Raw genomic sequence first — 20,302 nt, 5'->3', positions numbered from 1 at the left:
CTGTAGTAACCTCGGGGCATGCGCATCGGCCCAGGTGAGGAGCTCGCACGTCAAGTGCGTGCGGTCGCCGTCGCCGGGTCCGCGATCGCGGTGGCGATCGGTGCGCACGGAATCGCCGGGGGCGGGGCCCCGCACGGCGGAACCCTGCTGCTGCTCGCCGGTGTCGCGACGGTACTGGCCGCGTGTGTGGTCGCGGTGCCGGCCCTCGCCGTCCGGCGAATGTGGCTCGTGCCCGTCCTGGCCACCGGCCAGGTGCTCTCGCACCTCGCGCTCTCGCTCGGTGACGCGCACGCCGGTGTCCACACGGGTTCGCACCTGACGGCGCCGATGCTGCTAGCGCACTCCGCCGCCGTCGTGCTGTGTGCGGCCCTCATCGCCGGTGCCGAACGCATCGGCCCCCGCGCCTACGCCGCGCTACGCCGCATCCTGCCGCGGATTCTCGCGGTCCTGCCGGTCCGGCTCGAGCCGAGCGCTCCGCACGTCGTCGCCGACATCCGCCCACCGCTGTCGGTGGTGCGCGTCGGCCCCATCGCGCGCCGCGGACCACCCGCTTTCTGCTGATCCTTTCCCTCACCGCGTCGCGGCCGTCTCGCGCCGTCGATGCGTGTCCTCCACACCCTCTGCGGGCCGCGCCGTCACGACTCGGACGGCTGCGCCTGCGCGCGCCCGACGGCTGCCGCGCGCCCGCACACGAAAGGCACACACTCATGAAGGCATTCACCCGCGCCCGCACCCTAGCGATCGGCGCGAGCGTCGCCGCCGGACTCGTCCTCACCGGCTGCAGCAGCGACTCCGACGATTCCGCGTCGAAGACCGACACCGCCGCCATCTCGTTCCAGGAATCGTGGATCAAGGCCGCCGACGGTGGCATGACCTCGATGTTCGGCACCATCGTCAACGACTCGAACTCCGACGTCACGCTCACCTCGGTGACCACCGGGGTGTCGCCGCGCGTCGAACTGCACGAGATGACCCCCGACGGCACGGGCGCTATGAAGATGCGGGAGAAGGACGGCGGCGTCACCGTCCCCGCGAACGGTTCGTACAAGCTCGAGCCGGGCGCGGACCACATCATGCTGTTCGACCTGCCCGCACCGGTCCAGGCCGGCACCGACGTCCCGTTCACGTTCGAGTTCGCGGACGGCGCCACCGCCCAGTTCACCGCGCAGGTCCGCGACTTCACCGGGGCCCGCGAGGACTACAGCGGCGGCGACCACGGTGCGGCGCCCGCCGAAACCCAGGGGATGAACCACGGTGGCTGAGTTCAGTCGTCGTCGGCTGCTCGGGGCCGGGGCCGCCGCTGTCGGCGGCGTCGGCCTCGGCCTGGGGGCCGGCGTCGTGGTCGCCCGCCCCGCGCAGGCAGAACCGGTGGCCGAGACCGTTCCGTTCCACGGGGAACACCAGGCCGGCATCGAGACGACCCCGCAGGCGCACACCACGTTCGTCGGACTCGACCTGCGGCCGGGCACCGACCGGGCCGCCCTGGTCCGGCTGATGCGAGTGTGGACAGACGACGCGGTCCGGCTCACCGAGGGGCGCGGCGCACTCGCCGACACCGAACCCGACCTCGCGACGGCACCGGCCCGGCTCACCGTCACCGTCGGTTTCGGCTCGGGCGTCTTCCGGGCCACCGGGCTCGAGGATCGGCGGCCGTCGTGGTGCAAGCCGTTGCCGCCGTTCGAGATCGACCGACTCGAGGACCGGTGGAACGACGGCGACATCCTGCTGCAGGTGGGCTCGGACGACCCGGTCACCGTCGCGCACGCGCTGCGGGTGCTGCTCAAGGCGTCCCGCAACACCGCGACCGTGCGCTGGGTGCAGCGGGGGTTCCGCCGCGCCCGCGGCAGCGAACCGGACGGCACCACGATGCGGAACCTGATGGGGCAGGTGGACGGGACCGTCAACCCGCAGGGCGGCAGCGACGACTTCGGGCAGGTGGTGTGGAACGACGGCGCGGCGCAGCCGTGGATGGCCGGCGGGACGTCGATGGTCATCCGACGCATCCACCTCGACCTCGACGGGTGGGACGAACTCGACACGCCCGGCCGCGACGAGGTCATGGGCCGACGGATGTCCGACGGCTCGCCCCTTACCGGCGAATCCGAGTACGACACACCTGATTTCGAGGCCACCGGGCCCGGCGGACTCAAGGTCATCTCCGAGTTCTCGCACATCGCTCGGGCCCGGCCCCACGCCCCGCGGGAGCGGTTCCACCGCCGGGCGTACAACTACGACGAGGCGCCGGACGGTATCGGTGTCTCCGACTCGGGGCTGATCTTCGTGACCTACCAGGCCGACGTCGACGTCCAGTACGTGCCGGTGCAGCAGCGCCTCGCCGAGTTGGACATGTTCAACCAGTGGTCGACGCCGATCGGGTCGGCGGTGTTCGCGATCCTGCCGGGCTGCCGCGACGGCGAGTACCTGGGGCAGCGCCTGCTCGGCTAGGCAGCTGCGCCGCCCGTGCGCCTTTCTGGTGGTCCTGGCTACCAAAAAGGCGCACGGGCACGAAGTGCCTACTCCTCGCTGAGCCGGCCGCCGTCCATCCGCCACCGGCGGGTGCTGCGGGTCGACTCCAGCATCCGCCGGTCATGGGTGACGAGCAGTAGTGTGCCGGTGAAGGATTCCATCGCCTGCTCGAGCTGTTCGATCGCGGGGAGGTCGAGGTGGTTGGTGGGTTCGTCGAGCACCAGCAGGTTCACCCCGCGCGCCTGCAGCAGTGCGAGCGCCGCGCGGGTGCGTTCGCCCGGCGACAGCGACGACGCACGCCGCATGACGTGGTGTCCCTTGAGGCCGAACTTGGCGAGCAGGGTGCGGACCTCGGCCTCCGGCCAGTCCGGGACCTGCGCGCCGAATGCGTCGGACAGCACCTCGTCGCCCTCGAAGAGTCCACGCGCCTGGTCGATCTCGCCGACCGCAACGCCCGATCCCAGGGTTGCCGTGCCCTCATCCGGGGTGAGCTTGCCGAGGAGGACGCTCAGGAGCGTCGACTTGCCGGAGCCGTTGGGTCCGGTGATGAGGATGCGGTCACCCCAGTCGACCTGGGCGGTGACCGGTCCGAACGTGAAGCCGTCGCGTCGCACCACGGCGCCGCTCATCGTGGCGACCACCGCACCGCTGCGCGGCGCCGCGGCGATCTCCATCCGCAGCTCCCACTCCTTGCGGGGCTCCTCCACCACGTCGAGCCGTTCGATCCGGCGCTGCGTCTGGCGGGCCTTCGCGGCCTGCTTCTCGGTGGACTCGGCGCGGGCCTTGCGTCCCATCTTGTCGGAGTCGCCACCCTTGGCTTTGCGTCGGGCGTTCCGGACGCCGTGCTCGAGCCAGTTCCGCTGCATCTGCGCGCGATCCTCGAGGGCGGAGAGGTTGCCGGCGTACTCGTCGTACGCTTCGCGGGCGTGGCGGCGGGCCACCTCCCGTTCCACCAGGTAGGCCTCGTAGCCGCCGTCGTACACCGCGATCTGCTGCTGCGCGAGATCCAGTTCCACGATGCCGGTCACGGTGCGCGCCAGAAACTCTCGGTCGTGGCTCACGACGACCAGCGCGGTCCGGGTCTCGGCGACGAAGTGTTCCAGTTGCTCGAGGCCGGGCAGGTCCAGGTCGTTGGTGGGCTCGTCGAGCAGGAGTACGTCGTAGCGGGACAGCAGCAGCGACGCCAGTCCGGCGCGGGCGGCCTGGCCGCCGGACAGTTCTGTCATGAGTGCGTCGCCGGTGACGTCGAGACCGAGATCGGAGAGCACCTTCTCGGCGCGTTCGGCGAGGTCGGCGCCACCGAGGGCGAGCCAGCGGTCCAGGGCGGGCGAGTAGAGGTCCTCGCCGCCGTCGGCGAGCGACTCGGCGGCGGCGTTCATCGCGGTCTCGGCGGCCGTGACGCCGGTCCGGCGCCCGAGGAACTCGAGGACGGTCTCGCCGGCGATCCGGTCCGGCTCCTGGGCGAGGTAGCCGACCGTGGCGTCCGGCGGGCTGAGCGTGACGCTGCCCTCGACATCGGCGCTCCCGACACCGGCGAGGGTGGTCAGCAGCGTCGACTTGCCGGCCCCGTTGGCGCCGACGAGTCCGATCACGTCGCCGGGAGCGACGGTCAGGTCGAGGTCGGAGAAGAGCGTGCGCTCGCCCCGGGACGCGGAGAGGCCGGAGATACGCAGTGTTGCAGTCACCCGACGATTATCCCCGGAGTGTCCTGTCTCGGAGACTCGCGGTGTCGGTCGTTCGAGGACCCGAGCGGTCGCTCACTTCCACAGCACCGCCTTCCCGTCGGTGGGAAGGCGACGACTGGCGATGGCGACGGAGAGTCTCCGCGTGCGGTGCAAGTGCCAGGTGAGTCTTCGTGGCTGGGATTCAGCCCGACCGGATCGGCCGACCGAGGTAGGTTCGCACCCGCTACGTTGTGGTTCGACACGCAGGTCGAGAATGCGAGATCGTGAATCCCTTGTGCACCAGAGAGGTTCGATAGCGACGGCGTTGAAGGGTGTGGAAGTGTTCGACGCGGACGAACGAGTCAGGCGTCCCGCGGTCATCGAGAGGGCGACGCAGATCGTGGACGCATTCCTGGCGGGCAGCGAGCGGCTCACTCTCGAGGACGTCATCTCGGTCACCGGCCTTCCCCGGTCGACTGCTTTTCGGATCCTGAATCAGCTTGTCGAACTGCAGTGGCTCGAACACGACAACCCCGGGTATCGCCTCGGTGAGCGAGCCCGTTGGATGGGGGCGCGTCGGGACGATCGCATGGATGTCCGCGGCCGGGCATCTCAACCACCTGCACCTCACCACCGGCACGGTGGTGCATCTCGTGGTCCGTGAGGGAGCCCAGGTGTTGTACCTCGACAAGATCGGCGGGACCGTGGCGGGCACGGTGCCCTCCCGCATCGGCTCACGTGTTCCCGCTTCGTACACCGTCGCGGGCCAGGCACTGCTCGCTTCGATGCCGCCCGAGCGAGTCGACAAGCTTCTCTCTCTGGACCGCAGCACTTCCACCGCGGCGCTGCTCCCCGGGCTGCACCGCGACCTGGATCGGATTCGCCGACGGAACCGTCTCGCGTTCGCGGCCGCCGGCGAGTGTCCACTCGGCATCGGCGCGGTGGCGACCGTCGTGACCGGTCCCGGCGGGCCCGTCGCGGCGATCTCGGCCGCAGCTCGTGGTCGTGTCTCCCTCGACGCCCTCGCACCTCTTGTTGCACTTGCGGCCCGACGCATCTCCCACGATCTGACCCAGGGGCTGTCCGGCGCACCGGCCGTGGAGTCTCGACGACGAGGGGGCAACGGCGCTCCGTAGCACTCGGTGATGTGGACCGTCCGTTTGCGTTGTTCTCGCGCCAGTGCGGTGACGGAGAACAAGGTCGGGTCTTCGGTACCGTCCAGTGGAACCACGTCCGGTGGCGCGTGGATCGTGTGGGATGTTCATGGAGGTGGGCGCAGGTCCATCGATCGCCGCCGAGTCGAGGGGTCCTCATCTGATGCGAGCCGCATTCCACACCGAGCAGGGTGGTCCGGACGTCCTGCGTGTCGGAGATCTTCCCGATCCGGCACCCGGACCCGACGACGTACTGGTCCGGGTCCGGGCGACGGCGCTGGACCGAGTGGACGTGTATTGGCGTGAGGGCTCGCACGGTATGCGGGTCACGCCTCCGCACATCGGTGGGCGGGACATGGCGGGCACCGTCGTGGCGGTCGGCGAGGCCGCGCGGCACTCGTATCCGGACCTGGCCCCCGGGATCGACGTCGTCGCGATCGGGTTGCACGGCGCTCACGCCGAGCTCGCCGTGGCGCCGGCGGTCCGGACGTTCCCGCTGCCCGCAGGCTGTTCGTACGAACAAGCTGCGGCGATCCCCACTGCCGGGCGCAGTGCCTACGACGCGTTGATCAACCGGGCGCGGATCCGCCCGGGCGACGACGTCCTGGTGTTCGCCGGTGGCAGTGGCGTCGGCAGCTTCGGAATCCAGATCGCCCGCGCCGCCGGCTGCCGTGTCATCACGACGGTGGGTAGTGACGACAAGCACTCGAGTGCAATCGAACTCGGCGCCGAGGTGGTGATCGACCACTACCGCGACGACATCGTCACACGTGTGCGGGACCATACGGCCGGGGCGGGTGTACACGTGGTGCTCGACCATGTCGGGGCCCCCGTGTTCGCCGACGCAATCCGCTCGCTCCGGCCCTTCGGTTGCTACGTGACGACCGGCGTCACCGCAGGCCACCTCGCTGAACTCCATCTCGGGCGAGTTTTCGAGAAGGGGCTGTCGATCCTCGGTGTCGGGCGGCCCGACGAGCAGCGGATGCGCCAGGTGCTCACCGGACTGTTCCGTCTGGTCGAGCAGGGATCGGTGAGGCCCGTCGTCCACGCAGTCTTCCCACTCGACCGGATCGCGGATGCGCACCGGCTCATGGAGTCGTCGGACTTCTTCGGCAAGATCGTCCTCTCCGTCTGAAGGTCAGGTTGTATGTACCAGTTCGTCGTTCACGGTTCTCACCTCATGCAGTTCGCGCGGGCGATCGGGGACAGCGCCCCGGTGTTCGAGGACGTAGATAGGCTGATGCACACCGGCCCGGACGCTCCGGCCGCGCCGCCGACCTTTCTCATGGCGGCAGACCACTTCGACCCCACCTACGCGCGTCGTCCGCGGCCGGGCGTTCCGTGGATCGGCTCCCGGTCTCGGGACAGCAGTCAGCAGTCCGGATTCCACATGGAGCAGCACTTCGTCTTCCGGCGGCCCGTGCGCGCCGGGGATGTGCTGACGGCCGATTCGCGGCCCGGTGCCACCTGGGAGAAGAGCGGTCGCCGTGCCGGCCTCATGACGTTCACCGAGATCCTCACCGACTACCGAGATGCCGAGGGCGAGCTGGTCGCCACCGCACACTGGATATCGGCCATGGTCGAGCACAAGCCCGCGTCGACCGAGGGGTCCGCGCCGGTCGCCGGCTCCACGCAGGTGATGGGAGTGGACGACTCGGATTCTTCCACAGGCGATCTCGCAGTCGGTCGCACCTGGACCACGGTCCTGGTCGAGGATCTTTCGCGTACCCAACTCGTCATGTACGCGGGTGCGTCCGGCGACTTCCATCCGCTCCACAGCGACGACGTCTATGCCCGTGACCGCGGGTTCCCGGGAGTCTTCGCACACGGCATGCTCACGATGGGCATGACCGGGCGGGCGATCACCGACCGATTCGGCCACGCGAGCGTCCGGTCGTTCGGCGGGCGCATCATCTCTCAGGTCTGGCCCGGCGATACCCTCACCGCCCGTGTCGATGTCAGCGGACTGAGTCAGCGCGACGACGGAGGAACAGCCGCCGATCTCGCACTCGTGACAGTGAACGGAGCGGGCGCGAAGGTGTTCAGCGGACAGGCGCAGGTCCTGCTCGACTGAGTGTCCGTGGCAATCGCGGGGCCTGCCCGACCAGGCCCCGCGATTCGGATGGACGCATCAGTCGCGGGGGAGTCCGAGCATTCGCTCGGCGACGAGCGACAGCAGGATCTGGGTGCTGCCGCCCGCGATCGAGATGGCTCGCGTGGTGAGGAACTCGCGCATGGCGGGGCCCTCGAGGAGGCCCGCGTCGCCGGCCAGTTCGAGTTGGAACTCGGCCGCGGCCTGTCGTTGCCGCACCCCGACGATCTTCTGGACCGCGGACTCCGATCCGGGTTGGCCGCCGGCGAGGCTGGCGAGCAGTGCCCGGTGGGCCAGCAACGCGTTCGACATCGTCTGTGCGATGAGGTAACCCAGCCGATCGATCACGAGGGGGTCGTCGTTGCCCTCGGCGAGCGTCAGCATCGCCTCCATGCGGTGACCGAGGGTCGAGCCGCCCGCCATCTGTACCCGCTCGTTGGCGAGGGTCGTTCGGGCCAGCCGCCATCCGTCGTTCACCTCGCCGACGACGCAGTCGTCGGGGACGAAGACGCCGTCGAGGAACACCTCGTTGAAGAGACTCTCCCCGGTGATCTCCCGCAGCGGCCGCACGTCGATGCCCGGGGAGCGCATGTCGACCAGGAAGTAGGTGATGCCCCTGTGTTTCGGTGCGCCCTTGTCGGTGCGGGCCAGACAGATCGCCCACTCCGCCTCCACCGCCATCGAATTCCAGACCTTCTGGCCGACGAGCCGCCAGCCTCGCTCCTCACGGATCGCCGTGGTCGTCAACGAGGCCAGGTCGGAACCGGCGCTCGGCTCGCTGAACAGCTGGCACCACGTAACCTCGCCGCGCAGTGTCGGCAGGGCGAACCGCTCGATCTGCGCGGGGTCGCCGCCCTGCAGAATCGTGGGCATGGCCCACCAGCCGATCACGAGATCCGGGCGCTCGACGGACGCCCGCTGCAGTTCCTCGTCGATCAGCACCTGACGTGCGGCGGACGCATCCTGCCCATAGGGCGCGGGCCAGTGCGGAGCGAGGTAGCCGGACTCGGCGAGCGCCTTCCGGTGGTCCTGCGCCGGCAGTGCGGCGATCTGCTCGACATCACGTCGGACCGCCTCGCGCTCGTGCTCGACCGCGTCGAGATCGACGCCGAGGTTGCGGCGCAGGCCGGATCGGACCAGTTCTGTCGTGCGTCGTCGCCAGGATGCACTGCCGCCGAGGAACTGGCGCAACGACAGCGCCCGCCGCAGGTAGAGGTGGGCGTCGTGCTCCCACGTGAACCCGATGCCACCGAGAACCTGGACGCAGTCCTTGGCGTTGTCGACCGCGGCATCCAGCGCGACGGCACCGGCGACAGCCGCCGAGATCGCAAGTTCACTCGGATCGGCCGCCGCCGCGTCCCATGCGACGATCCGGGCCTGCTCGGCTCGGCACAGCATGTCGGCGCACATGTGCTTGATCGCCTGGAAACGTCCGATGGGGCGACCGAACTGTTCACGGATCTTCGCGTACTCCGACGCGATCTCGGTGGTGCGTCCGGCGATACCCGCGGCCAGCGACGCCACCGCGGTGACGTGCAGGTTCTCGACCGACTCGAACGGGACGTCGAGGCGCGACGCCGGGGTGCCGGCGCAGCGCACCCGACCTGCCGGTGTCGACAGGTCGGCGGTGTCCGCCTCCGCGACGGCCAGACCGACAGCGCCGGGGCGGATCAGCCACCACGACAACGCTCCCTCGGACTCCGCCGCGGCCAGGACCGCGCTCCGCGAGCACGCTCCCGCCACCAGCCCCAGGTCACCGGAGACGGTGTCACCGATCACCGACAGTCGCGCAGCGTCGGGCGAGACGATGGCGACGGGCAGCGTCCCGGACATCACGTCGTCCAGCAGATCCTGTGGGCCGTCGTGCCGGCCGACAAGGTGGGCGACGATCGCGGTGGACGCGATCGGTCCCGGAATCATCTCGGCACCAGCTTGTTCGAGCATCGCGCACAGGTCCACGAGATCACCGCCCGCGCCACCGCGGTCCTCCGGGACCGTCACTGCGAAAAGGCCGAGGTCGGCGACCGCGGGCCACAGACGAAGCCATGAGTCGGGCGCCGGATCTCGGGTCGCCGCTATCGGCTTGCCGGTACGGCCGAGTGCTCGAACCGTGTCCTGGGCCGCGACCTGTTCCGGCGTGTCGGCGATAGTCATGTGTTCCTCACTGTCGTTCTCGGAGGGGCGCTCGCGTCGAGCGGGTCGGCCCCACATTCGCAGTTCGACCCGAAAGGGGCGGACGCAATTCCATTGGGTGGCATATGGGTCCGTTCGAAACCATCGTCTCGTCCGGAAGTCGATTTCCCCTTCGGCTCCGAGGATAACGTGTTACCTTGTAACGTAATGAACGTGAAGCCGGGCAAGTTCGGACGGCCTCGTCGTCGTCGCCCGAAACGAAGGTGAGTGACCCGTGAAGATCGATGTGCAACTCGACGGCCGTCCCGAGAATGCGGCCGTTCGAGCGCGGGAACTGGTCGATCTCGGTGTGGACGGTCTGTTCACGTTCGAGGGCCCGCATGACGTGTTCCTCCCGTTGGTGGCGGCCGCGGGGGCGGTCGACGCCGACCTCATGACGAACGTCGCGATCGCACTGCCACGCAGTCCGATGCACCTCGCGCACACCGCCTACGACCTGCAGACGCTCAGCCGTGGCCGGTTCCGCCTGGGGCTGGGTTCGCAGATCCGCCCCCACATCGAGAAGCGCTACGGCGCCGAGTGGTCGCGCCCGACCGCCCGGATGCGCGAGACCGTCCTCGCCGTCAAGGCGATCTTCGATGCGTGGGAGGGTAATTCGCGCCTGCGTTTCGAGGGCGAATTCACGACGCACACGCTGATGCCGCCCACGTTCGATCCGGGGCCCAATCCGTACGGCCCGCCGTCGATCTGCCTGGGCGCGCTCGGGCCGGTGATGACCCGTACGGCCGCGGAGGTGGCGGACGGGCTGCTCGTCATGCCGTTCAACAGCGTTCGGCATTACCGCGAGCGCACGCTGCCGGCGATCGCGGAGGGGCTCGAGCGCGCAGGTCGTGCCGCCGAGGATCTCGCGATATACCCGCAGGTGATCGTCGGAACGGGCCGCACCCCGGACGAATTGGCCGCTGCGTCGCGCGGCGTGCGGGGCCTGCTCGCGTTCTACGGATCCACGCCCGCCTACCGTCCCGTGCTCGACGTCGAGGGTTGGGGCGACCTGCAGCCCCAACTCAACGCCCTCTCGAAGATCGGGGAGTACGCCGCAATGGCGGATCTGATCGACGGCAGGATGCTCGGGACCCTCGCGGTGCACGGAACCCCGGAAGAATGCGCGGCCGAGATCGTCGAGCGCTTCGGCGCGTACAGCGACCGAGTGTGCTGCTACTTCCCGGGCTACCCGATCCGGGACCAGCACATCGCGGACCTGGTCGCAGCGGTGAAGGCGTTGACGTCGTGAGTCACGTTCTGGTCGAGATCGACCGCGACGTAGCGATTCTCACGCTCCACCGGCCGGAGACGCGCAACGCGTTCACCGGCGGCATGGGCCGCCGTCTCGGTGACCTGTACGGCGAGCTCGACGCCGACGACGCCGTCCGGGCCGTCGTGCTCACCGGCACGCCGCCCGCGTTCTGCGCGGGAGCCGACCTCACCGCGGGCAGCGACACCTTCGCGTCACCGACGGATGCCGGGTTCAGTGCGTCCCCGGTGAATCCGGCCGCGTTCGAGATCCGCAAGCCGGTCATCGCCGCGGTGAACGGTCACGCGATCGGGATCGGACTGACCCTCGCGATGCAGGCCGACATCCGCATCGTCGCCGACGACGCCCAGTATGCGATCCCGCAGGTGCGCCGCGGGGTGGTGCCGGACGCGATGTCGCACTGGACCGTTCCGCGTGCCGCCGGGATGGCGGTGGCCGCGGAGATACTGCTGACCGGACGCAGGTTCGACGGCCCCGAGGCGGTACGGCTGGGAATCGCGAGCCGATCCCTGCCCGCCGACGAGGTACTTCCCGCCGCACTGGAACTGGCGCGCGACATCGCCACCAACGTCGCACCGATGTCGGCGGCACTGAGCAAGCGGCTGCTGTGGGACACCGCGCGATACGGGTTCACCCCGGCACGGGTCGCCGAGTTCGAGACCGAACTCCACCACCGCGTGATGGGTAGCGCCGATGCGTCCGAGGGCGTGCGTGCCTTCCTCCAACGCCGCGACCCGCAATGGACCGCGAGGGTATCCACGGATTGGAAGGAACTACCTTGGGAATGAACGTTTTCAGCCCCGATACCATCGCCGATGACGTGCTCGACGGCGTCGAGCTGACCGGACGCACCGCACTGGTCACGGGGGTGACGAGCGGACTCGGCGGGGAAACCGCCCGTGCGTTGGCCGCGTCCGGTGCGGCGGTGATCCTCGCGGCCCGGGACGGCGACGCCGCTGCGGTCGTAGCCGACGGCATCCGTGAAGCCGTGCCCGGTGCCGAGCTGTTCGTCACGGCACTGGACCTGGCAGACCTGTCGAGCGTCCGCGCTGCGGCCGAGAGGCTGGGCGGGCGGCCGATCGACTTGCTGATCAACAACGCGGGAGTGATGTACACCCCGTTCGAGCGCACCGCTGACGGATTCGAATTGCAGTTCGGCACAAATCATCTCGGCCACTTCCTGTTCACCACTCTGGTGCTGCCGAACCTGACGGGCGCGGCGGAGCGGTCGGGGATGGCGTCCAGAGTGGTGACGGTGTCGTCGGACGCGCACCGCGCGCATCCCGTCGACCTCGCCGATCCGAACTTCCGGGACAGGCCGTACGACAAGTTCGTGGCGTACGCGCAGTCCAAGGCGGCAAACGTCCTCATGACCGTAGAGCTGCAACGACGGTACGCGGACAGCGGGATCCATGCGTACGCCGTGCATCCCGGGGTGTGCGCGACTGGACTGTCGCGGTACATGTCCCGCGACGACTTCGCCGAGATGAAGGCCATGAGCTCGGGCAAGCCGGGCCTGCTGGCGAATCTCAAGTCGATTCCGGCTGCGGCTGCGACGTCGGTGTGGGCGGCGACCGCCGCGGAACTCGATTCCGCGGGTGGCGCCTATCTCGCCGACTGCGGGATCGATCGGGCGGAAGCGCATGCAGTCGATTCTGTGACCGCGCAGGCACTGTGGGAGCTCTCCGAGCGCGCCACGAGCTGACCTGACTCGCGGGCAGGAATGGGGCCGACCGGCACGTGCCGATCGGCCCCGTTCGGGGTGTCCGGGGTTACTTCGATTCCGGGGGCAGCATCGCCTTCGACGCGGCCTGGGCCGCGAGTAGCAGCTCGGCCCGGTTGCCACCGCTGCGCTTCTCGACTGCGCCCTCGTTGCCCTTCGCGACCACCACGGGACCGTTGCCCAAGTTGGCCAGGGCCTGCGCCGCGACGTCCGCAGGCTCGGAGACGTTCAGACCGGGGATGTCCATGTTGAGGCCCGCCCGGGCCATCGCCGGGGTCCGGGTGACGCCGAGGACCATCTCGAGGACGTCGACGTCGTGTTCGCGCATCTCGAGCCACAGGCCCTCGGCGAACGTGCGGCAGAACGACTTCACGCCTGCGTAGATACTGATCTGCGCCGAGCCGAGGAAGCCGGCCATCGAACCGACCAGCAGCAGGCCGCCGCGGTGACGCTCCTTCATCGTTGCGCCGAAGTGCTGGACGAGCACGAGCTGGCCGGTGATGTTGAGATCGATGACCTGCTGGAAGCGGTCCAGGTCGCCGGTGACGAACTCGTGGCCGTAGGTGTTGGCGCCCGCGTTGTAGACGAGCAGGCCGACTTCGAGGCCGTCGGTGACGCTGCGGATCTTGTCGAGCATGTCGGCAGCGGTGAGATCGACGGACAGCGTGCGAACCTCGACGCCCTTCGCACGGGCCTTCTCCGCAGCCACCTCGAGCGGCTCGGGCTTGCGAGCCAGCAGTACCAGGTTCAGGCCGGCCTCCGCGAGTTGGACGGCGAACTCCTCGCCGACGCCCTCCGAGCCGCCCGCGATCACGGCCCACGGCCCGTACTTGGCTACGTCGATCATGTATCGGTCCCTTCGTTGTTCGATCCCGACGGTCGGGAGATCTGCCCGATCGGTCGTCCGTTCGGACCGGGTAGTCCGAAGTATGGTGTGACCTGAATCGCAATTCGCCCCCGATTCCACTGGCCGGGACCGTTTTCGCGGCCCGTGTGCGCCCGCGGAGCTCCCAGCAAATGGGATTGCCGCTTTCGGCGCGTCCAGAACCTCCTTAGCGTGCTCCCACAACAAGGCGAAGGAGCACTCATGGCAGTCAGTTCTGCAGCGACCACACCTACCGCGCACGACACCACCGTCGACCTGCTCGTGATCGGTGCCGGCACCGGTATGGCTGCCGCTCTGGCGGCGAAGGAGTTGGGGTTGTCCACGCTCATCGTCGAGAAGACGAAGTACGTGGGCGGCTCGACGGCCCGCTCGGGCGGCGCCTTCTGGCTGCCCGACAACCCGATCCTGCGTGATGCGAACGCGGGTGACTCCCACGAGCGGGCGCAGACCTACGTCGAGGCGGTCGTCGGTGGAACAGCACCTGCCGAGCGCGGCAAGGCGTTCGTCGACAACTCGGCCGCCACGGTGGAGCTGCTGCAGCGCACGACGCCGATGAAGTTCTTCTGGGCCGAGGGCTACTCGGACTACCACCCCGAGCTGCCGGGCGGATCGGCGATCGGCCGCACCTGCGAGTGCCGCCCGTTCGACGCCTCGGTCCTCGGGGCGGAGCGCCCGCGTCTGCGTCCGGGGCTGATGGAGGCCCCGATGCCGATGCCCACCACGGGCGCCGACTACAAGTGGATGAACCTCATGGCGCGCGTGCCCCAGAAGGGCATCCCGCGCATCGTCAAGCGTCTCGCGCAGGGCGTCGGCGGTCTCGCGCTGCGCCGCGAGTACATGGCCGGTGGCCAGGCGCTGGCGGCGGGCCTGTTCGCAGGCGTCGTGCGTGCCAGGATCCCCGTATGGACCGAGACCTCGCTGGTTCGTCTGGTCACCGAGGGCGATCGCGTCACGGGTGCTGTCGTCACGCAGGGTGACCGTGAGGTCACCGTGACCGCGCGCCGCGGCGTCGTGCTCGCGGCCGGTGGTTTCGACCACGACATGGCGATGCGGCACAAGTACCAGTCCGAGTCTCTCGGTGACCACGAGAGCCTCGGCGCGGAGGGCAACACCGGCGACGCGATCCGGATCGCCCAGGAAGTCGGCGCGACGACGGACCTGATGGACCAGGCGTGGTGGTTCCCCGCCGTGGCGGCCCTGCCCGGTCGTCCGCCGACCGTGATGCTCGCCGAGCGTTCGCTGCCCGGCTCGTTCATCGTCGACCACACCGGTCGCCGGTTCATCAACGAGTCCATCGACTACATGTCCTACGGACAGAAGGTTCTCGAGCGCGAGCGCGCCGGTGACCCGATCGAGTCGATGTGGATCGTCTTCGACCAGAAGTACCGCAACAGCTACATCTTCGCGGCCGGACTCTTCCCGCGTCAGCCGCTGCCGGAGTCCTGGTACAAGAACGGCATTGCCCACCAGGCGTCGGATCCGGCCGAGCTGGCCCGCAAGGTCGGCCTGCCGGAGGACGCGTTCGCGGAGACCTTCCGAAAGTTCAACGAGGACGCGGCCACCGGAACCGACAGCGAGTTCCAGCGTGGTCAGAGCGCCTACGACCGCTACTACGGCGACCCCACTCAGCAGCCGAACCCCAACCTGCGGCCGCTGACGGGCGGATCGCTCTACGCGGTGAAGATGACGCTCAGCGACCTCGGCACCTGTGGCGGTGTGCAGGCCGACGAGCATGCACGCGTCGTGCGTGAGGACGGCAGCCCGGTCGAGGGTCTGTACGCGATCGGCAACACCGCGGCCAACGCGTTCGGACACACCTATCCGGGTGCCGGCGCGACGATCGGCCAGGGTCTCGTGTTCGGGTACATCGCGGCGCGCGACGCTGCGGAGCGGACGCCTCACGCCTGACACCAGATCGGAACGAAGCGGCCCGCCCACATCGACGATGTGGGCGGGCCGCTTCGTCAGTTGCGGGTCAGGCGGAAGAACCGCGGCTCGGCCTTCGCGAGAATCCCCGGAGCCCCGCTCGTGTCCATGGCGTCGTCCCCGACCACGGTCCACCCGCCCATGGCGCGCTCGACGTCCGCGCGTGACGCACCGCGGGGCAGCGGGCCGCGGTGACCGGGCGAGAACGAGAACATCAGCAACTGTGCGCCAGGGTCGGTGACCGCGGTCAGGCCGTTGCCGTACGCCGTGCGCTGCTCGTCACCGAGCCCGTGGAAGCAGCCGACGTCCAGTGCGAGGGTGTACCCGTGATCGACGTACGCGGGCAGATTGGTGACGTCCCCGAGCACGAACGTCACGTCGGCGCCGGCGATGGGCAGCTTCGAGCGGGCCCGGTCGATCGCGAGCGGGACCGAGTCCACCGCGGTGACCGACCACCCGCGGATCGCCAGTTCGATCGCATGGTCACCGGTGCCGCAGCCCAGGTCGAGTGCTTTTGCGTCCTCGCCGGGTGCGGGGCCGGCATCGAACAGGTGACCCAACTGCTCCGCGAAGACGGTGCGTCCAGCGTTCTCCCACGGTGTGAAGCCGAGCCGATACGCCAGCCGGTACCCGAGGTTCATTGCCCGCCCCTTCCGGGAGATCAGACCACCTGGAATGAACGTAGGCCCGCACCGCGCGCCGCGCAACGACGCGGGGGAGGGTCCACTTCCTGAGACGCCCGGGAACATGTGGAGGCGCCACGGTGGTTGCCCCGAACATGACCTCCATCAGTTCCGTACCGTCCGTCGAACTGAACGACGGCAACACGATTCCGCAACTGGGCTTCGGGGTGTTCCAGGTGCCCGACGATCAGGCGTACGACGCAGTCGGCGAGGCCCTGCGGGTGGGGTATCGCAGCATCGACACCGCCCGCATCTACGACAACGAGGCCGGTACCGGGCGCGCGCTCGCGGACTCCGGCGTCGCTCGGGACGAACTGTTCGTCACCACGAAGCTGTGGAACGACGACCAGGGTTACGACTCGACGCTGCGCGCCTTCGACGACAGCCTCGCGCGACTGGGACTCGACTATCTCGACCTGTACCTGATCCACTGGCCGGCCCCGGCCAAGGGCCGGTTCGTCGACACGTTCAAGGCGTTCCAGCAGTTGAAGGCCGACGGTCGGTTGCGGTCGATCGGTGTCTCCAACTTCACCGCCGAGAATCTCGAGCGCCTGGTCGAGGCGGTCGGGGAGGCGCCGGTGCTCAATCAGATCGAACTGCACCCCGGTTTCGCGCAGGCGCACTTGCGTTCGGTCCACGCGGACATGGGGATCGTCACCGAGGCCTGGAGCCCGCTCGGGCAGGGGACCACGATCGGCGACCCCACGATCGGTGCAATCGCCGAGGCTCACGGCCGCACCCCCGCGCAGGTGATCCTGCGCTGGCACCTCCAGTTGGGCAACGTCGTGATTCCGAAGTCGGTGACGCCGGAGCGGATCGCCGGCAATTTCGACGTGTTCGACTTCGAACTCACTGCCGAGGACATGTTCGCGATCGGTTCCCTGGATTCGCCGGACGGCCGTCTCGGTCCGGACCCGGAGTCGTTCGGCTGACGCCGGTTCGCGGTGGTGTTCCTGGTCACAGGCGTCGGTGAGCGTTGCCCGTGGTGCCCTCACGGCCGTATATTCCACGCGGAATATTCGACGCGGAAGTGGGGGTGGTGGGAATGCTGCCGCGATCGGTCACGCCCCTCGGGGTGTCCGTCCTCGCGCTCCTGTTCGAGCGGCCGATGCACCCGTACGAGATGTACCAACTCCTCGTCACCCGCCGGAAGGATCGAATCGTCAAGGTCCGTCCGGGCTCGCTCTACCACACCGTCGAGCGCCTCGAACGCGACGGATTGGTGGCGGTGGTGGGTACCGAGCGGCAGGGCAACCGCCCCGAGCGGACCACATACGAGATCACCCCGGCGGGACGCGCCGCGGTCCGTGAACGCGTGGCCGAGATCGTCGAGGTCCCGGCGTCCGAGTATCGGCAGTTCACCCTCGGGCTCGCGGAGTTGCACAACCTCGAATCGGGGGAGGCTCTAGCGCTGCTGGACCGACGGATCGCCACGCTGGCAACCGACATCGAGGACCTCGACGCCTTCACCGACGCGGCCCGGGGGCGCGAGGTCCCCGAACTGTTCACCATCCCGTTCTCGTACACCCGGGCCATGGCACAGGCCGAGCTCGACTGGCTGCGGGCATTCGCGGCCCGGGTCCGCAGCGGTGGGATCCCGTGGGTGACCGACGAACACCTCGAATCCATCCGACGCGCGGACCAAATACTCACAGATCAGAAGGGCAACCGATGAAAACCGACGTCAGGCCGTGGCCGGCCCTGTGGGCCCTCTGTCTGGGTTTCTTCATGATCCTGGTCGACAGCACGATCGTGGCGGTCGCCAACCCGGTCATCACGGCCGAACTGGACGCCGACGTCAACGCGGTCATCTGGGTGACGAGCGCTTACCTGCTCGCGTACGCGGTGCCGCTGCTGGTCACCGGTCGACTCGGTGACCGCTTCGGCCCCAAGAACATGTACCTCGTCGGCCTGGTCGTGTTCACCCTCGCGTCCCTGTGGTGCGGCCTGTCCGGCGGCATCGAGATGCTGATCGTCGCCCGCGTCTTCCAGGGCCTGGGCGCGGCCATGATGACGCCGCAGACGATGGCCGTCATCACCCGAATCTTCCCGCCGGACAAGCGTGGCGCCGCGATGGGCCTGTGGGGCTCGGTCGCCGGTGTCGCGACGCTGGTGGGTCCGATCCTCGGTGGCGTCCTTGTCGACAATCTCGGCTGGGAGTGGATCTTCATCGTCAATGTCCCGGTCGGTGTGGTCGCGTTCGTGCTCGCGTGGCGCCTGGTTCCGGTGCTGCCGACCAACAACCACAAGTTCGACATGATCGGCGTCGCGCTCAGCGCGATCGGCCTGTTCTGCATCGTGTTCGGTCTGCAGGAAGGCAACTCGTACGACTGGGATGCGCGCACCTGGGCGCTCATCGGCGTCGGTGTCGCGTTCATGGTCGCGTTCGTGTGGTGGCAGAAGGTCAATCGCAGCGAACCGCTGGTCCCGCTCGGTCTGTTCCGCGATCGGAACTTCTCGGTCGCCAATCTCGGCATCATGACGATGGGCTTCTCCATCACCGCGGTGATGCTGCCGTTCATGTACTACGCGCAGAGCGTCACCGGCCTGTCGCCGACCCGGTCCGCCCTGCTGATGGCACCGATGGCGATCGTCACCGGCATCCTCGCCCCGTTCGTCGGGCGGCTCGTCGACAAGGCACACCCGCGATTCATCGCGGGACCGGGCTTCCTGACGTTCGCCCTCGCCACCGCCTGGCTGGCGACGCGCCTGACGCCGACCACCCCGATCTGGCAGATCCTGGTGCCGATGGCCGTGATCGGTGCGTCCAACGCCTTCATCTGGGCCCCGGTCTCCGCGACCGCGACCCGGAACCTCCCCATGGCACACGTCGGGGCCGGTTCGGGTGTCTACAACACCACTCGCCAGGTCGGTGCCGTGCTCGGTAGCGCCGCGATGGGCGCGCTGATGACGTCGCGGATCACGGCCGAACTGTCCACGGTCGGCGTCGGCGGCGGCGCCTCGGCCGGGGAGGGCCACTTCATGGGCGGCCAGCTGCCCGAGGCGGTCCGCGAACCGTTCGCCACCGCGATGGCGCAGTCGGCGATGCTGCCCGCAGCCGTGCTGATGCTGGGCTTCGCCGTCGTGCTGTTCTTCGTCAATCCGCGCAAGGGCCAGACGATGCCGGAGGTTCCCGCGGGCACCGACGGCGAGTCGGTGCGCTCCGGACACTGACGAGGGTTGTGAAGGAGGCGCACCCGATCTCGGTCGGCTGCGCCTCCTTTCGTGTCGAGCGGATCAGGCCGCCGGTACGGCCTGCAACTGACCGAGTCGGCTCAGAATCCGGTCGATATCGACGGGAAGCCGGCCCGTGGTCGTGAGCGAGTCCAGGGGCCGGACGGCCAGGACCACCGTCTGGACATCCTGGTCGTACAGCACGTCGATGAGGTTCGCGAACCGTTGTGCCGCTTCGTGTCCCGCGTGCACCAGATCCGGAATCCCGCTCACGACCCAGCGGTCGAACCGTGCGGCGAGTGCCAGGTAGTCGGACGGCGCTGTGGTGTGCTCGCACAGGTCCGCGAAGTCGAGCCACAGGCATTCCGGCTCCGCGCGCAGTGCCACGATCGGATGCCCGCACGGTGTGAGCGTGCGTCGTTCGCCCGGCCCGGGGTACTCGAGCCCGAGCTCGGCCATTTGATCGGCGTCACCGGGCGTCACCCATCGACCCGACGCGAATCCCGAGGCGTGATCCGACGTGGTCCGGTAGTCCCGCGGGCCGTCGACCACGACGATCTCCAGCGACTGCTCGATCAGCTCGATCGTCGGCATGAAGGTGTCGTGGAACAGCGGGTTCGGCAGCAGTCGGTGCGGGGGATGGTTCGACGTGACGACGAGGCTGACGTGCTTGGCGAACAGGGCCGGAAGGAGCCGTTCGACGAACTTCGCGTCGGCGATGTCGTGGACGTGGAACTCGTCGAAGCACAGGACGTGGATACCGTCGAGGATGGTGTCGAGTGCTGCGTCCAGATCGTTCCGGTGCCGACGGATCTCGGCGTGCAATTCACGGAAGAACTCGTGGAAGTGTACGCGGCGTTTGTGTTCGGTAGGCAGTGCGGCGAAATACGTTGACATGAGCCAACTCTTGCCGCGCCCGACCGGACCCCACAGGTAGACGCCCCGCCCGTTTGCCTCGCGGAGTTGCGAGATCGCCTGCCGTTGAGCCTGATCGATCGTGTACCCCTGCGCCCGCGCCGCGTTGTCGAACGCCTCGACGGGTACCGACAGAACCGGACGTGACACGCGCCTTGGCCATCGCATGCTCGA

The 20,302-nt window shown here is 68.8% G+C and carries 19 protein-coding genes; 14 read left to right on the top strand and 5 right to left on the bottom strand.

Features of this window, described 5'->3' with window-relative positions:
* Nucleotides 1–18 precede the first annotated feature (18 nt).
* The 3 genes from AC1RIF_RS02685 (at nucleotide 19) to AC1RIF_RS02675 (ending at nucleotide 2,445) form a co-directional block, all read left to right on the top strand.
* On the top strand, nucleotides 19–561 hold the full coding sequence (locus AC1RIF_RS02685; protein WP_492599821.1) for a hypothetical protein: 543 nt from the start codon (nucleotides 19–21) through the stop codon (nucleotides 559–561).
* 146 nt (nucleotides 562–707) lie between these two features.
* Nucleotides 708–1,262 (top strand): copper chaperone PCu(A)C, encoded by a 555-nt coding sequence (locus AC1RIF_RS02680; protein ID WP_492599820.1) that lies wholly within the window; start codon nucleotides 708–710, stop codon nucleotides 1,260–1,262.
* The gene (locus AC1RIF_RS02675; RefSeq protein WP_492599819.1) at nucleotides 1,255–2,445 is read left to right on the top strand and encodes a Dyp-type peroxidase; all 1,191 of its coding nucleotides are present in this window, start codon (nucleotides 1,255–1,257) and stop codon (nucleotides 2,443–2,445) included. The genes AC1RIF_RS02680 and AC1RIF_RS02675 overlap by 8 nt, the downstream gene beginning before the upstream one ends.
* A gap of 68 nt (nucleotides 2,446–2,513) precedes the next feature.
* On the opposite strand, the gene AC1RIF_RS02670 is transcribed toward AC1RIF_RS02675, so the two are convergent.
* Entirely contained in the window at nucleotides 2,514–4,151 is a 1,638-nt protein-coding gene (locus AC1RIF_RS02670) for an ABC-F family ATP-binding cassette domain-containing protein (RefSeq protein ID WP_492599818.1), read from the bottom strand.
* Between the two features lie 121 nt (nucleotides 4,152–4,272).
* Between AC1RIF_RS02670 and AC1RIF_RS02665 the strand changes: the two genes are divergently transcribed.
* The 4 genes from AC1RIF_RS02665 to AC1RIF_RS02650 all read left to right on the top strand — a co-directional run bounded on the left by AC1RIF_RS02665 (nucleotide 4,273) and on the right by AC1RIF_RS02650 (nucleotide 7,358).
* Nucleotides 4,273–4,794 (top strand): helix-turn-helix domain-containing protein, encoded by a 522-nt coding sequence (locus tag AC1RIF_RS02665; protein WP_492599817.1) that lies wholly within the window; start codon nucleotides 4,273–4,275, stop codon nucleotides 4,792–4,794.
* On the top strand, nucleotides 4,679–5,266 hold the full coding sequence (locus AC1RIF_RS02660) for an IclR family transcriptional regulator domain-containing protein (protein ID WP_492599816.1): 588 nt from the start codon (nucleotides 4,679–4,681) through the stop codon (nucleotides 5,264–5,266). Before AC1RIF_RS02665 ends, AC1RIF_RS02660 begins: the two co-directional genes overlap by 116 nt.
* A gap of 181 nt (nucleotides 5,267–5,447) precedes the next feature.
* A complete protein-coding gene (locus AC1RIF_RS02655) occupies nucleotides 5,448–6,419 on the top strand; it encodes a quinone oxidoreductase family protein (RefSeq protein ID WP_492599815.1) in 972 nt (323 codons plus the stop codon).
* A gap of 12 nt (nucleotides 6,420–6,431) precedes the next feature.
* Entirely contained in the window at nucleotides 6,432–7,358 is a 927-nt protein-coding gene (locus tag AC1RIF_RS02650) for a MaoC family dehydratase (RefSeq protein ID WP_492599814.1), read from the top strand.
* 57 nt (nucleotides 7,359–7,415) lie between these two features.
* Here AC1RIF_RS02650 and AC1RIF_RS02645 read toward each other — a convergent pair whose 3' ends face one another.
* Nucleotides 7,416–9,530: an acyl-CoA dehydrogenase family protein gene (locus tag AC1RIF_RS02645; RefSeq protein ID WP_492599813.1), complete on the bottom strand. Its 2,115-nt coding sequence runs from the start codon at nucleotides 9,528–9,530 to the stop codon at nucleotides 7,416–7,418.
* Nucleotides 9,531–9,783: 253 nt separating this feature from the next.
* Here AC1RIF_RS02645 and AC1RIF_RS02640 point away from each other — a divergent pair, with 253 nt between their 5' ends.
* The 3 genes from AC1RIF_RS02640 to AC1RIF_RS02630 are packed head-to-tail and all read left to right on the top strand — an operon-like array spanning nucleotide 9,784 to nucleotide 12,526.
* Entirely contained in the window at nucleotides 9,784–10,800 is a 1,017-nt protein-coding gene (locus AC1RIF_RS02640; RefSeq protein WP_492599812.1) for a TIGR03617 family F420-dependent LLM class oxidoreductase, read from the top strand.
* Nucleotides 10,797–11,609 carry an enoyl-CoA hydratase/isomerase family protein gene (locus AC1RIF_RS02635; protein ID WP_492599811.1) on the top strand — a complete coding sequence of 271 codons (813 nt, stop codon included), beginning with the start codon at nucleotides 10,797–10,799 and terminating at the stop codon, nucleotides 11,607–11,609. The genes AC1RIF_RS02640 and AC1RIF_RS02635 overlap by 4 nt, the downstream gene beginning before the upstream one ends.
* Nucleotides 11,606–12,526: an SDR family NAD(P)-dependent oxidoreductase gene (locus AC1RIF_RS02630; protein ID WP_492599810.1), complete on the top strand. Its 921-nt coding sequence runs from the start codon at nucleotides 11,606–11,608 to the stop codon at nucleotides 12,524–12,526. Before AC1RIF_RS02635 ends, AC1RIF_RS02630 begins: the two co-directional genes overlap by 4 nt.
* A 67-nt stretch (nucleotides 12,527–12,593) precedes the next feature.
* On the opposite strand, the gene AC1RIF_RS02625 is transcribed toward AC1RIF_RS02630, so the two are convergent.
* Nucleotides 12,594–13,391, bottom strand: a complete 798-nt coding sequence (locus tag AC1RIF_RS02625; RefSeq protein ID WP_492599809.1) for an SDR family NAD(P)-dependent oxidoreductase — start codon at nucleotides 13,389–13,391, stop codon at nucleotides 12,594–12,596.
* A 240-nt stretch (nucleotides 13,392–13,631) separates the two neighbouring features.
* Between AC1RIF_RS02625 and AC1RIF_RS02620 the strand changes: the two genes are divergently transcribed.
* Nucleotides 13,632–15,338: a 3-ketosteroid-delta-1-dehydrogenase gene (locus AC1RIF_RS02620; protein WP_492599808.1), complete on the top strand. Its 1,707-nt coding sequence runs from the start codon at nucleotides 13,632–13,634 to the stop codon at nucleotides 15,336–15,338.
* Nucleotides 15,339–15,394: 56 nt separating this feature from the next.
* On the opposite strand, the gene AC1RIF_RS02615 is transcribed toward AC1RIF_RS02620, so the two are convergent.
* Nucleotides 15,395–15,997, bottom strand: coding sequence for a class I SAM-dependent methyltransferase (locus tag AC1RIF_RS02615; RefSeq protein WP_492599807.1), 603 nt, complete (start codon nucleotides 15,995–15,997; stop codon nucleotides 15,395–15,397).
* Nucleotides 15,998–16,134: 137 nt separating this feature from the next.
* On the opposite strand from AC1RIF_RS02615, the gene AC1RIF_RS02610 reads away from it, so the two are divergent.
* From AC1RIF_RS02610 to AC1RIF_RS02600, 3 genes are all read left to right on the top strand, one after another.
* On the top strand, nucleotides 16,135–16,971 hold the full coding sequence (locus tag AC1RIF_RS02610) for an aldo/keto reductase (RefSeq protein ID WP_492599806.1): 837 nt from the start codon (nucleotides 16,135–16,137) through the stop codon (nucleotides 16,969–16,971).
* A gap of 113 nt (nucleotides 16,972–17,084) precedes the next feature.
* Entirely contained in the window at nucleotides 17,085–17,714 is a 630-nt protein-coding gene (locus AC1RIF_RS02605) for a PadR family transcriptional regulator (protein WP_492599805.1), read from the top strand.
* Nucleotides 17,711–19,213: a DHA2 family efflux MFS transporter permease subunit gene (locus tag AC1RIF_RS02600; protein WP_492599804.1), complete on the top strand. Its 1,503-nt coding sequence runs from the start codon at nucleotides 17,711–17,713 to the stop codon at nucleotides 19,211–19,213. The genes AC1RIF_RS02605 and AC1RIF_RS02600 overlap by 4 nt, the downstream gene beginning before the upstream one ends.
* 63 nt (nucleotides 19,214–19,276) lie before the next feature.
* On the opposite strand, the gene zapE is transcribed toward AC1RIF_RS02600, so the two are convergent.
* On the bottom strand, nucleotides 19,277–20,278 hold the full coding sequence (zapE, locus tag AC1RIF_RS02595) for a cell division protein ZapE (RefSeq protein ID WP_492599803.1): 1,002 nt from the start codon (nucleotides 20,276–20,278) through the stop codon (nucleotides 19,277–19,279).
* Nucleotides 20,279–20,302 lie beyond the last annotated feature (24 nt).

The organism is Prescottella sp. GW823-FHT02E09, from assembly GCF_058797375.1.
This window is presented reverse-complemented; position numbering and strand designations above follow the sequence as displayed.

What these genes read in the sequence shown, in the direction of transcription:
- AC1RIF_RS02685 (WP_492599821.1), top strand. Translation starts at nt 19, where the DNA reads ATGCGCATCGGCCCAGGTGAGGAGCTCGCACGTCAAGTGCGTGCGGTC.
- AC1RIF_RS02680 (WP_492599820.1), top strand. Translation starts at nt 708, where the DNA reads ATGAAGGCATTCACCCGCGCCCGCACCCTAGCGATCGGCGCGAGCGTC.
- AC1RIF_RS02665 (WP_492599817.1), top strand. Translation starts at nt 4,273, where the DNA reads ATGGCGACGGAGAGTCTCCGCGTGCGGTGCAAGTGCCAGGTGAGTCTT.
- AC1RIF_RS02655 (WP_492599815.1), top strand. Translation starts at nt 5,448, where the DNA reads ATGCGAGCCGCATTCCACACCGAGCAGGGTGGTCCGGACGTCCTGCGT.
- AC1RIF_RS02650 (WP_492599814.1), top strand. Translation starts at nt 6,432, where the DNA reads ATGTACCAGTTCGTCGTTCACGGTTCTCACCTCATGCAGTTCGCGCGG.
- AC1RIF_RS02645 (WP_492599813.1), bottom strand. Translation starts at nt 9,530, where the DNA reads ATGACTATCGCCGACACGCCGGAACAGGTCGCGGCCCAGGACACGGTT.
- AC1RIF_RS02630 (WP_492599810.1), top strand. Translation starts at nt 11,606, where the DNA reads ATGAACGTTTTCAGCCCCGATACCATCGCCGATGACGTGCTCGACGGC.
- AC1RIF_RS02625 (WP_492599809.1), bottom strand. Translation starts at nt 13,391, where the DNA reads ATGATCGACGTAGCCAAGTACGGGCCGTGGGCCGTGATCGCGGGCGGC.
- AC1RIF_RS02620 (WP_492599808.1), top strand. Translation starts at nt 13,632, where the DNA reads ATGGCAGTCAGTTCTGCAGCGACCACACCTACCGCGCACGACACCACC.
- AC1RIF_RS02615 (WP_492599807.1), bottom strand. Translation starts at nt 15,997, where the DNA reads ATGAACCTCGGGTACCGGCTGGCGTATCGGCTCGGCTTCACACCGTGG.
- AC1RIF_RS02610 (WP_492599806.1), top strand. Translation starts at nt 16,135, where the DNA reads ATGACCTCCATCAGTTCCGTACCGTCCGTCGAACTGAACGACGGCAAC.
- AC1RIF_RS02605 (WP_492599805.1), top strand. Translation starts at nt 17,085, where the DNA reads ATGCTGCCGCGATCGGTCACGCCCCTCGGGGTGTCCGTCCTCGCGCTC.
- AC1RIF_RS02600 (WP_492599804.1), top strand. Translation starts at nt 17,711, where the DNA reads ATGAAAACCGACGTCAGGCCGTGGCCGGCCCTGTGGGCCCTCTGTCTG.